General features: G+C 70.2%; 9 protein-coding genes. 3 read left to right on the top strand and 6 right to left on the bottom strand.

Going from position 1 to position 11,868, the window contains the following annotated elements; genetic code table 11:
• The first annotated feature begins 200 nt into the window (after window positions 1-200).
• Window positions 201-1,502: a sigma 54-interacting transcriptional regulator gene (locus QHF83_RS47540; RefSeq protein WP_282424780.1), complete on the top strand. Its 1,302-nt coding sequence runs from the start codon at window positions 201-203 to the stop codon at window positions 1,500-1,502.
• Here QHF83_RS47540 and QHF83_RS47535 read toward each other — a convergent pair.
• The 3 genes from QHF83_RS47535 to QHF83_RS47525 all read right to left on the bottom strand — a co-directional run bounded on the left by QHF83_RS47535 (window position 1,472) and on the right by QHF83_RS47525 (window position 4,687).
• A complete protein-coding gene (locus tag QHF83_RS47535) occupies window positions 1,472-2,791 on the bottom strand; it encodes a PEGA domain-containing protein (protein WP_282424779.1) in 1,320 nt (439 codons plus the stop codon). The two genes, QHF83_RS47540 and QHF83_RS47535, sit on opposite strands and share 31 nt — an antisense overlap.
• A gap of 95 nt (window positions 2,792-2,886) precedes the next feature.
• Complete coding sequence (locus QHF83_RS47530) at window positions 2,887-4,092, bottom strand: hypothetical protein (protein WP_282424778.1); 1,206 nt, start codon at window positions 4,090-4,092, stop codon at window positions 2,887-2,889.
• A gap of 79 nt (window positions 4,093-4,171) precedes the next feature.
• Window positions 4,172-4,687: a YbjN domain-containing protein gene (locus tag QHF83_RS47525; RefSeq protein ID WP_282424777.1), complete on the bottom strand. Its 516-nt coding sequence runs from the start codon at window positions 4,685-4,687 to the stop codon at window positions 4,172-4,174.
• Between QHF83_RS47525 and QHF83_RS47520 the strand changes: the two genes are divergently transcribed.
• A complete protein-coding gene (locus QHF83_RS47520; protein WP_282424776.1) occupies window positions 4,674-6,620 on the top strand; it encodes an N-acetylmuramoyl-L-alanine amidase in 1,947 nt (648 codons plus the stop codon). The two genes, QHF83_RS47525 and QHF83_RS47520, sit on opposite strands and share 14 nt — an antisense overlap.
• Window positions 6,621-6,630: 10 nt before the next feature.
• Here QHF83_RS47520 and QHF83_RS47515 read toward each other — a convergent pair whose 3' ends face one another.
• Together QHF83_RS47515 and QHF83_RS47510 are read right to left on the bottom strand one after the other, a co-directional pair.
• A complete protein-coding gene (locus QHF83_RS47515; protein ID WP_272427004.1) occupies window positions 6,631-7,239 on the bottom strand; it encodes a response regulator in 609 nt (202 codons plus the stop codon).
• 61 nt (window positions 7,240-7,300) lie between these two features.
• A complete protein-coding gene (locus QHF83_RS47510; protein ID WP_282424775.1) occupies window positions 7,301-8,254 on the bottom strand; it encodes a hypothetical protein in 954 nt (317 codons plus the stop codon).
• A 227-nt stretch (window positions 8,255-8,481) separates the two neighbouring features.
• On the opposite strand from QHF83_RS47510, the gene QHF83_RS47505 reads away from it, so the two are divergent.
• Entirely contained in the window at window positions 8,482-8,844 is a 363-nt protein-coding gene (locus QHF83_RS47505; protein ID WP_153817702.1) for a TraR/DksA C4-type zinc finger protein, read from the top strand.
• Window positions 8,845-8,962: 118 nt separating this feature from the next.
• Here the strand turns inward: QHF83_RS47505 and uvrA are convergent, their stop codons facing one another.
• Window positions 8,963-11,851 (bottom strand): excinuclease ABC subunit UvrA, encoded by a 2,889-nt coding sequence (gene uvrA / locus QHF83_RS47500; protein WP_282424774.1) that lies wholly within the window; start codon window positions 11,849-11,851, stop codon window positions 8,963-8,965.
• Between the last annotated feature and the right edge of the window lie 17 nt (window positions 11,852-11,868).

Here is an 11,868-nt window from a genome sequence, read left to right as displayed (position 1 = left end):
GTCTTGCCTCGACCTGTTCGATGAACTGCGCATCGCGCAGTTCATCGACCCCGGGTCCAGCGCTTGCGCTGGTCCGGGTCCAGGGGTGGACAACCCCTGGTCGGGGTCCGGGGTGAAACCCCGGCGCGACGCTCGCCCCCGCCCCCGCGCGCGATTTTTTTCGCAACCGTTGACCGCTTCGCGTCGATGGAGCGTTCGTGATGAACGAACGTTCGCGGGACACGACGGTGGAGATCGGCGGAGGCGAGGCGGCGCTCGGCGCTGTGTGGATTTGCGTTGACGACGGCGGGAACGAGCGGGTTTGGCGGCTCGGGCTTGGCGAGGAGATCGTCGTCGGCTCGGGGGAGGGGGTCGACGTGCGGCTCGTCGATCGTACGGTGAGCGCGCGCCATGCGGCGCTCGTGCATCGAGGCGGTGCGATCGAGGCGATCGATCTCGAGTCACGCAATGGGATGCGCGTGGCGGGCACGCGCGTCGCGCGGGCCTTTCTGTCGGTGGGGAGCACGGTCGAGCTTGGCCGCGCCGTCGTGCGCGTCGAGGGAAGTGCGCGCGCGATGGAGACGCACCAGGGTGCGCCGCTCTCGCTCCTCGTGGGGCGGAGCGCGCCGATGCGAAGGCTCGGCGGCTCGGTGCGCAGGTTCGCGCCGCTCAGGTTGCCCGTGATGATTCGCGGCGAGTCGGGGACGGGCAAGGACCTCGTGGCGCGCGCGCTGCACGACGAGAGCCGGCGCAAGGGAAAACCGTTCGTCGCGCTGAACGCCGCGACGATCTCGCGTGAGCTCGCGGAGTCGGAGCTCTTTGGCCATCAGCGCGGCGCGTTCACGGGTGCGCTGCGCGATCGGCGCGGCGCGTTCCGCGAGGCGCACCAGGGCACCCTCTTCCTCGACGAGATCGCGTCGCTTCCGCTCGACGTGCAAGCAAAGCTCTTGCGCGTCGTGGAGGAGGGGATCGTGCGACCGCTCGGAGCGGAGACGGTCACGCCCGTCGACGTGCGACTCGTCGTGGCGACGTGTGAGCCGCTCGAACAGATGGTGGCGACGCGGCAGTTCCGAGCGGATCTGTACGAGCGGCTCGCGGTGTGCTTCGTGCGTGTGCCGCCGCTGCGCGAGCGCACCGAGGACATCGCGGCGCTCTGCATGCACCTCTTCGCGACCTCCGAGATCGGCCCCCGTGAGCTCTCGCCTGGCGCGCTCGCGGCGCTGCGCGCGGAGAAGTGGCCGGGCAACGTGCGCGAGCTCCGGAACGTGATCGTGCAGGCGGCCGTACGTGCGCCGGGCGTGATCCAGGCAGAGCACGTCACGTCGGTCCTCGCGGAGCGCGGCGGACGGCGCGTCAAGCTTCGTCCCGACGACGCGCGACGGTTGTTCGAGGAAGCGGGTGGCAATACGAGTGAAGCGGCGCGGCGCGCGGCGGTCCCGCGATCGACGATGCGGGACCTCCTGCGCGCCGCGGGAGCGACGGCGAGACCGTCTCAGAACGTGCCGACGACGCCGAGCCCTTGATAGGTCGACGAGACGCTCGGCGTGATGGCGAGGACGCGCGGGCCGTCGTTCGAACCCGTGGTCGAGCTCTTCTTCGGCAGGTACCAGTCGAGCAGCGCGTAGACGCCCGTGCCGATCGCGCCGACGCCGAAGAGCACCCAGCCCGTCGTGGCTACGATGACGTTCGTGTCGTAGTCCGAGAGATCCTTGCGCAGCACGCCGCAGGCCTGCTCGTAGCCCGCCAGATCGCTGCCGGCCTCCTCGGTCGATCCGCAGGGCGGGTTCTTGCCGAAGTTCGTGCTCGGATCGTTCGCGGCGAACGTGCGGATCTCGGCCGCGTGCTGATCGGCCTTCCCGCTCGCGACGCTCGCGCCGATCGAGAAGCCGATGCCGAGGCCGAGGCCGACCACCGCGACGCCCGAGCCAACCCACGCGAGGGGCTTGTGCGTGTACCACTTCAGGAACGGCTCACGCGTGCCCGTCGTCGTGTCGGCGCTGCCGTCCGGCCCTTGCGGCGTGCCCACGCCCGATTCGACCGGCGGGAGGCCCGAGCTCGCGGTCGTCGTGCCCGCGGGCGGCGTGCCCGTGCTCGCCTGCGATCCGTACGGGTTTGCGGCGGGCGTCGTGGTCGTCGTCGCCGGCGTCGGGGTTGCGGCCGGAGGCGGCGGCGGGGGCGGCGGAGGCGGCGGAGGCGGCGGAGGCGATGCAGCGCCGCCAGCGCCGAGCACGAGGTTTGCCGCGGTGGCCGAGCCTTGCTTCGCGTCGACCTTCGTGGTCGTGGTCTTGCCGCCGTACGTCGCGGTGACCGTGTGCGCGCCCGGCTTGACGAAGATCACGTTGAGCAGCGGCGACCTGCCGTAGCTCGTTCCATCGATGGACACGTCGGCGCCGTTCGCGTCGACGATCACCACGATGTGCCCGGTCTTCTTCTTCGCCTCGGCGATGCCCTTCTCGGCGGCGGCTTTCTGATCGGGCGAGGCCGAGGGCATGTCGCGGAGGAACTGCTGCAGGTGCATGCCCGCGTCCTCGGGGTGGTTCGAGCGCAGCTCGCTCTGGCCGAGGTTGAGCAGCACGGCGGGGTGACGCTTCAGCGCGTAGGCTTGCAGGAACGCGGAGCGCGCGTCCTCGAAGCGACCGGCGTCGAACGCTTTCACGCCGTCCTCGTAGCGTTGACGAGCGACCTCGGTGACGGCGTCGGCCTGCGCGAACGCGCGTGCTTCCATGAGGTCGGGTGCGATCCCGGCCTCGCCGAGGAGGGCAGGGACCGTGAGCGAAAGGAACAAGGCGGTGGCGCAAGCGCGTGTCTTCATCGAACCCTCGGTGCATCGCGGCAGCCGGCGATGCGATCTTCGTTGGGGCATTCTTCGCACCCCGAGGAGGGCACGGGCAAGCGATTAGCGAGCGCTCAGAACGGCGTCTCGCGGATGATGCCGCCGCCGGGCTTCGGAGCTGTCGTAGCGGGAGGTTTGGGCGCCGCAGTTTTTGCGGTCGTCGGTGCAGATGCAGCGGGTTTTTTCGTGGTGGCTGCAGCCGTTTCGATGGGCTTCGGCGGCTCGACCTTCGGCGGCTCGACCTTCGGCGGCTCGATCTTCGGCGGTTCGACCTTCGGCGTCGTCGAGGCGACTGCGGGCTCGCTGGTGGGGGCCGTCGTCGCGGTGGCCGTCGGCGTCGGGGGAGGGGGCTCCGGCGTGGGAGGCGTGGTGACGGTCTCGACGGGACGCGCTTCCATCGCCTCCGTCGGGGCCGGCGCGGCGTTTTGCGTCGGGCTCGGTGCGGGCTTCGGCGCCTCGGTTGCGGTCGTCGTGACGGGCGGCGGCGTGGGTTTGTCCGAGCCGCCGAAGATGCCCTTCGCGGCAAACGCGAGCCCGGCGAGGCCCACGAGCGCGATCGCGACCTTCACGAACATCCCCTTCGGCGGGCCGCTCACGGGGATCTCGGGCGGCTCGTCGGCCATCGCGGCGTCCATGCGCGAGAGGCTCGATTCGTCCACGGGAGGCGGCGCTGCCGCGGGCGCGGGCACCGCTTCGGCCTTCTCCGCGGCAGGCTGCGCTTCGTCGACCTTCGCTTCGACGGCGTTTGTCTCGTCCGCCTTCGGCTCTTCTGCTTTCGCCTCGTCGAGCGTGGCCTCGTCGACCTTGGCTTCGTCGGCCTTGGCCTCGTCGACCTTGGCCTCGTCGACTTTCGGCGCGTCGACCTTGGCTTCGTCGACCTTCGCTTCATCGACTTTGGGCGCGTCGGCCTTCGGCGCGTCGACCTTCGCTTCATCGACTTTCGGAGCGTCGACCTTCGGAGCGTCGACCTTCGCTTCATCGACCTTTGGAGCGTCGGCTTTTGGCGCGTCGACCTTCGGCGCATCGACCTTCGCCGCGCCGTTCACGTGGGGCACGGCCGCCCCGTTCGTCTTCGCCGCACCATTCTCCGCGGGCGGGGCGGGCGCCTCGGCGCGCGCCGGCACCGGCGGCGGGGCCACGACCGGACTCGCCGCGATCTCGGGCGCGAGCGCCGCCTTCGGAGCGTCTTGCTCCCAGGACGGCTTGTACTGCAGCGCGAGTCGATCCAGCTCGTCCGGCGTGGGGACTCGCGGCTTCGCTTGGGGTTCTTGGACAGTCATGACCAGACGAAGAACGTATCACCCGTCGCGTGCGAGCGGCAACGCAGCGGCGTCGATCGTGGAGGCGGGGCGGAGAGCGTCAGTCGCCGAACGCGGAGGCCGGCTTTTCGTTTCCCCCGAACTCGGCGACGAGCTTGTTCTGCCATTCGTCCGCCACGTCCCCCACGGTCGTCACGATGTCCTCGAACTCCTCGTAGTCGAGCGCGGACAGGCGCCGCAGGCACCGCACCACCACGTCGTCGCGCGCCGCGTCGATCGCGAACGCCGCGTCGCTCGTGCGCACGAACGAGAGCTCCAGCAGCTTCCGGTAGAAGCCCTCTCGCCCCCGCGTCGGCACCGCCATGATGGGCGCGAAGATCATCAGGACGCCCTGCCGTTCGAGCACGTTGATCCCGATCGTGACCGCCCCGCGTTGCACGTGGGCATATCCGCCGTCGTCGAGCACGTGCCCCTCGTGACCCGCTTCGCTCGCCGGGAGGTATTTCGCGACGTAGCGGCGGAGATACGCGTTGACCATCGCAGTCGCGTCGGCAAAGTTCTCGCCGGAGAGCCGGTCGGCGTAGATAGGGATCGAGGTGGGCGTGGAGTCGGACACGGGGATCCTCCGGAAGATGTGCTCGGGCCCCGCGACGCGTGGGGTCGCCGCGGGCGCTGCCCCGTCGTTCGCGGTCCACCGGCGTACCGCGGTGCAGCGCAGCCATGGTATCTCCGCCCTCCGCGCCGCGGCGATCCTTTTTGTTTTTGCGTTCGGGGCGCCGCTCCTCGGCTGCGGCTCGGGTGCGTCGAGCCCACCCGCGCCGCCCCCGAGCGACGAACAGCGCGCCCAGGCCCTCCTCGACCCCGCCGCGACGCTCCCGCCCCGCGCCGAGGTCGTCGCCCTCGCCGACGCCGTCGCCATCGCCTCCTCCCGCGCCGGCCGCACCGAGCGCGGCGCCGCCCTCGCCATGCTCGCCGCGGACCTGCGCGCCCGCTCCTTCCGCCTCGACCAGGCCGAGGCCGACGCCCGCGAGGCCCTCGAGCTCTACGCCGCCGCCGCGAGCGCCGTCGCCGGCACCCCCCAAGGCTGCGAGGCCGATCGCCGCCGTGCCCTGCTCGCCGGTGATCTCGCCCGCGACGCCGCCGTCTCCTACCGCGAGACCTACCTCGCCTCGCGCCGTCAGGCCGTCCTCGCCCCGCGCACGCCCTGCCACGCCGCGCTCGAACGCTCTCTCGCGATGTCGTCCGCGTATCGCCCCCGCGCCGACGCGCTCCGCGCCCTCGAACGGGAAGGAGATCTCGCCTCGGAGGCCGCCTCGCGTGGCGCGCCGTCCCCGTCGGCCTTCGCCGCCTCCCCGCCGCCCTCGGGCGCCGTCTCCCCCGAGTCCGCGCCCCCATCGTCCGCCTCCTCGAACCAGGCTGCGTCCGAGGGGCAGGTCGTCGTGACCCCGCGTGACGCGACCGCGGCCAAGGAGCCGGTGAAGCTCGTCTCGCTCGAACCCTTCGGCTCCGAGAAGGGCGGCCGCGTGGTCATCCATCTGAGTGGCCCGACCACCTTCCAGGTCGGCACCCTCGGCGCCGACGCCGCCGCAGGCAAGGACGCGCGCGTCTTCGTGGACATCGCCCGCGCGAGCGCCAAGGGCGTCCCGCGCGAGACCGAGGTCGGCGGCGTCGTGCGTCGCGTCCGCCTCGGCGCCCAGGAGGGCGGCAACACCCGCGTCGTCCTCGACCTCGCCGCCTCGCTCTATCGCCGCGTCTTCTACCTACCCGACCCGTTCCGCATCGTCATCGACGTGAGCACGCGCCCGCCGGTTCGGAAGGACGAACAGGACGCCTCGGGCAAACGCGAGGTGCGTCGTGTCGTCCTCGATCCCGGCCACGGCGGCAACGACACCGGCGCCGTCGGGCCCACGGGCCTCAAGGAGAAGGAGGTCACGCTGGACATCGCGCACCGCGCCGCGACCATCGTCTCGCGTGAGCTCGGCATCGAGACCATGCTCACGCGCGACGACGACACGTACGTCCCCCTCGACCTCCGCACCGCGCGGGCCAACGCGTTCCACGCGGACCTCTTCGTCTCCGTCCACTGCAACGCGTCCGAGAACGGCCAGGCGCGCGGGCCCATGACGTTCTCGCTCGATCGCGTGCGAGATCCCGAGGGCCTCGCGATGCGCGTGGCGGCTCGGGAAAACGCCTCCCGTCCGCGCAAGACTGGAGGCGAGGGCGATGCGCGCTCCATCGACGAGGAGATGGCGCTCATCGCGTCGAACCTCGACGTAGGCGACCTCATGGCCCGGTCGCGCCACGTGGCCGATCTGCTCCAGCGCTCCACGCTCGCGTCGCTCGGCGTGCGCTGGCCGGACACGAAGGATCAGGGCACGAAGACCGCGGGCTTTTTCGTGCTCGTCGGCGCGGACATGCCCGCCGTCCTGTTCGAGACGTCGTTCATCTCGAACCCGGACGACGAGGCCCGCCTCGCCACGGCCGACTATCGGCAGAAGCTCGCCGACGCCGTGGCGAACGCGATCCGCGCCTACCGCGAAGGCAAATGATCCGCCCGCCTCACTCCCTTTCGAGGCCCATCAGCCGCTCCAGCGAGTCGCGCAGCTCCGCGGCCTCGCCCTTCTTGATGAAGTCGTAGGCCCCGGCCTCCGTCGCGTTCTTCTTCATCTCCTCGGCGTCCGAGTAGACGATGCAGCGGATGTGGGAGGTCGTGTCGATCGACCGCAGCCGTTCGAGGCACTTCACGCCGTCGAGCCCGGGCATCCGGACGTCGAAGACCATGGCGTCGGGCTGGATGCTGCCGACGGCCACGAGCGCGTCGAACGGATCCTGGAACGTGGTCAGCTCGAAGCGCTTGCTCAGGGCCTTGCGCAGCGAGGCGAGGACGACCGGATCGTCGTCGACGGCCACGACCTTGGGTTTGCCGAGGCGCAGCACCTCGGGGATCGGGTAGCCGTACTTCCGCAGGAAATCCAGGACGTCGAGCCTCCGGAAGCGCAGGTGCCTACCCGGCGTCCGGAAGTGCCGGATCTCCCCCTTGTCCGCCCAGTTGTGGATGGTCTTCAGATCCACCTGGCAGAACCGCGCCACGTCGCTCGCGGTGAACAGCTCCGGCTGGTTCGTCGTCGTCGTGGTCGTGGTCGGCGTCGTGTTTTCTTTGGCTTCCATGACTTCCGGCCTCCTCGGCCCAGTCCACTCTCTCGGGGGCGTTAGCTCCGACAAAAGGGAGCTAAGTCCCCGAACCCCCATCGTCCACCGAAGTCGCAACGTCCCGCTCGTCGAGGCTCGTCTCGACCCCCGGCACATCGGGAGAAGCGAATCCTTTGCCGAACTCGTGCGCGTCCTCGGCAGCAAAACGGCCATCACGCAGGACGTAGCGGCTCGGCCCGGCGACCCACCGTTCCCTCACGGAGTGTGCAGGATCACCGGGCAAAGCGATGAAAGGCGGAGCGTCGCCCTCGCCCGGGACGAACACCGGACAGATCGGCAGGAGCGACTGGCGACTGGCGAGGGCAAGCGCACCGTGCACGTCTCGCTCGCCCGCGAGCAATTCCAGGATGCGCGACGTGGGCGGCGCGAGAAAGAAACGCCCTTCCGCCGCGGCGTCGAGGACATCCGACGGCCGCGCCCAGAGGCTCATCGTGGTCTCGTGATCGTCGTGCCGTCCCTCCTGTCCCTCGGGCAAAGGGAGCAGGAAGAAGCGAGCATCGAACCGACGGGACTCCGCCTCGGGCGTCACCCACCGCGCGAACGGGACGAGCGTGTCCAGCAAGAGGCGCCTTCCGCGCCGGGCGAGCGCGTCGAAGAGCCGCGTCCCGGCCGCGAGCTCGGCCGCCATCGCGTCGAGCTCCGGGCCGAGGGCCGCGGGGGCGACGGGGAGGATCCGCCCCTCTTCCAGCGTCTCCCGGCACGCCGCGACGCAGAGCCCGAGGGCGCTCGCCCGCTCGGTGGCCATCGAGAGGACCCGCGCGTCCGCTGCGGTCGCCGCGGTTTCCCAGGCTGGATCGAGATCCGACGGATCGACCTTTCCGCCGGGAAAGACGAGCGCCCCGCCCATGAACGCGGACTTCGCGTGGCGGCGCACACAGAAGACCTCGAGCCCCTGGACCCCGTCGCGGATGACGATGACGGTGGCGGCATCGCGGGGTTCACTCGTTTTTCGGTTGATGTCGAATTCCAGCAAGGTGGAAGGTTTTGTCCCACGTCGAGAGGACGTCGTCAAACACGCATCTCGGCCGGTCTCGACCGTGGTTGACGTCAGGGAATCCGTCGCCTAGCCTTCCGCCCCCTCCTTCACGGGAGGGCCGGAAATGGACGGCATTCGTCCGTCTCTAGCCGTACTTCGTCGAGGTGCCCGGATTGCATGAGGCGGGGGGCACCCGAAGGGCGACACGTCGAGGGAATTGCACAATGAACAAGGCCCAGCTCAAGAAGTTCAAGGCTTTGCTCGAGGCGAAGCGGGACGAGATCGTCAAGAAAGCAAAGCAGACGCTGAGTGAGGACATGGCCCTCGACGCGAGCGATCTCCCCGACGAGATGGATCTTGCGTCGAGCGAGTATCTGCAATCCTTCACGTTCCGGCTCCGCGGCCGGGAGAAGTCGTTCCTCGACAAGATCGAGAAGGCCCTCATCAAGATCGAGGACGGAACGTTCGGTCAGTGCGAGGAGTGCGAGGAAGAGATCGCGCAGAAGCGCCTCGAAGCCCGCCCCGAGACGAGCCTCTGCATCCGCTGCAAAGAGGACCAGGAGCGCGCCGAGAAAGACTACGGCTGATCTTTTGGGGCAGGGGGTTCGGCTTCGCCGAACCCTCTTGTTTCAGGGGGTTGGCTAAGCCAACCCCCTACGCGCCCCGCTCGGGCGGGGCGCTACCCCAGGTCCGTCGCTGCTGTCTCTACTTCGAGCGCTTCCCCGGCCGCTTGCGCCCCGATTCGAGGACCTCGCGCAGGTAGCGCCCGGTATGCGATTCCGGGACGCCGGCCACGTGCTCCGGCGGCCCGCACGCCACGACGAACCCGCCGCGCTCGCCCCCCTCCGGCCCCATGTCGATGACCCAGTCGCTACACGCGACGACGTCGAGGTTGTGCTCGATCACCACGACCGTGTTCCCCGCGTCGCGCAAGCTCGACAGCGCGCCGATGAGCACCTCGATGTCCGAGAAATGCAGGCCCGTCGTGGGTTCGTCGAGGACGTACAGCGTGCGCCCCGTGGCCTTGCGCGCGAGCTCCCGCGCGAGCTTGACGCGTTGCGCCTCGCCGCCGGAGATGGTCGTCGCCGGTTGTCCGAGCCGGATGTAGCCGAGCCCGACGCGCGCGAGGGCGAGGAGACGCTCGCGCACACGCGGGATCGCCTCGAACTGCTCGATCGCCTGATCGACCGTGAGCTCGAGCGCGTCGGCGATCGACATGCCGCGGTAGAGCACCTCCAGCGTCTCGCGGTTGTACCGTTTGCCGCCGCAGGTCTCGCACGTGACGAACACGTCCGGCAGGAAGTGCATCTCGACGCGGAGGACGCCATCGCCTTGACACGCCTCGCAGCGTCCGCCCTTCACGTTGAACGAGAAGCGCCCGGCCTTGTAGCCGCGCGCGCGTGACTCGGGCAAACCCGCGTAGATCTCGCGCAGCAAGCTGAAGACGCCGGTGTACGTGGCCGGGTTCGAGCGCGGCGTGCGCCCGATGGGCGCCTGGTCGATGGAGATGACCTTGTCGATGTGCGAGAGGCCCTCGATGCCGTCGCACTCGCCGATCGGCGCGCTCGTGCGGTAGAGGGCGGCGCGCGCCGCGGGCAGGAGCGTGTCCACGATGAGGCTCGACTTGCCCGAGCCCGAGACGCCCGTGACCGCGCAGAGCACGCCGACCGGGATCTCCACGTTCACGCCGGTGAGGTTGTGCGCGCGCGCGCCGACGAGCTTGATCACGCGCCCGTCGCCCTTGCGACGCTTCGTCGGGATCGGCAGGTGTTTGTCGCCCGAGAGCCAGGGCCCGGTGACCGACTGCGGGTTCTTCGCGATCTCCGCGGGCGTCCCCTCGGCCACGACCTTGCCGCCGTGCACGCCGGCGCCAGGCCCCATGTCGACCACGTGATCGGCCGCGAGGATCGCGTCCCTGTCGTGCTCGACCACGACCACGCTGTTGCCGAGATCCACGAGCCTGCGCAGCGCCTCGAGCAGGCGCGCGTTGTCCCGCGCGTGCAGGCCCACGCTCGGCTCGTCGAGCACGTACAGCACGCCCACGAGCGCCGCGCCGATCTGCGTCGCCAGCCGGATGCGTTGTCCCTCGCCGCCGGAGAGCGTCTGCGCCGATCGATCGAGCGTGAGGTAGTCGATGCCCACGTCGATGAGGAAGCCGAGCCGCGCGATCACCGCGCGGAGCAAAGGCTCCGCGATCGCCCGCTCGCGCGGCTGGAGCGGCCCATCCTTGTGCGCGATCGTCTCGAGGAACGAGCGCACCGTGCGCAGGGCCATCGTGCCGATGTCGGCGATGTTCTTGTCCGCGATCTTCACGGCGAGCGCCTCGGCCCGCAGGCGCTTGCCCTTGCAGACGTCGCACACGCGCGTGACCGCGTACCGGCCGATGTCCTCGGAGCCCGCGACGTCGTCGTCCAGATCGTCGTCGTCCTCGCCCGAGATCACGCCGTCGCCCTGCTCGAGCTGCCGCTCGAGCCGCGGCACGATCCCCTCGTAGCCCTCCTTCGCCTTCTTCCGCCCCTTCGCCGCGGTCGCCTCCGCGCCGAAGAGCAGCGCTTTTCGATCGGCCTCCGCCAGATCACGGAACGGCACGTCGGGGTTCACGCCGAGCGAGCTCACTGCACGCTCGGTCTCCGTCGAGAGCGCGAGCGAGCCGCGCCGCCCCCACGCGACGATCGCACCCTCGCGCAGCGTGCGCTTCGGATCGGGCACGACGCGCTCCGGATCGATCCGCGTGCGGAACCCGATGCCGTCACACGCCGGGCAGGCGCCGTGCGGGCCGTTGAACGAGAACATCCGCGGCTCGATCGGCGGCAGCGAGATGCCGCAGGCGATGCAGGCGAAGCGCTCGCTCATCCAGATCGGCTCGGCGCGCGATCGCTCGGTCGAAGGATCCGCGAGCAGCCGCCCTTCGCCGAGCTTCAGCGCGAGCTCGACCGAGTCCGTGACCCGGCCCTTCACGCCCTCCTTCACCACGATGCGGTCGATCACCACGTCGAGGTCGTGCGCCTTCGTCCGATCGAGGACGATCTCGTCGCCGAGATCCACGACCTCTCCATCGATCCGCGCGCGAACGAACCCTTCGCGGCGGAGGCGATCGAGCTCCAGCTTGAGCTCGCCGCGGCGGGCGCGGGCGATCGGGGCGAGCACGGTGACGCGCGCGCCTTCGCCGAGGCCGAGGATGCGATCGACGATCTGCTGCACCGTCTGCGCCTCGATGCGCGCGCCGCAGCTCGGGCAGTGCGGCGTGCCGACGCGAGCGAAGAGCAGGCGCAGATAGTCCGAGATTTCCGTGACGGTCCCGACCGTGGAGCGCGGGCTCTTCGCGAGCGCGCGTTGCTCGATCGCGATCGCGGGCGAGAGCCCCTCGATCGACTCGACGTCCGGCTTGGCGAGCTGTTCGAGGAACTGGCGCGCGTACGCCGAGAGGGACTCCACGTACCGTCGCTGTCCCTCGGCGTAGATCGTGTCGAACGCGAGCGACGACTTCCCCGAGCCGCTCGGGCCGGTGATGACGACCAGGCGGTCCCGCGGGAGGGAGAGGCTGACGTCTTTGAGGTTGTGCTGGCGAGCGCCGCGAATGACCAGGCGATCCATGGACTCGCGACACCTAG

Origin of the sequence: Polyangium sp. 15x6 (assembly GCF_029960785.1) — a bacterium.
GTDB lineage: Bacteria > Myxococcota_A > Polyangia > Polyangiales > Polyangiaceae > Polyangium.
Note: the sequence above shows the minus strand (reverse complement) of the source record. Positions and strands in the feature narration are given on the sequence as shown.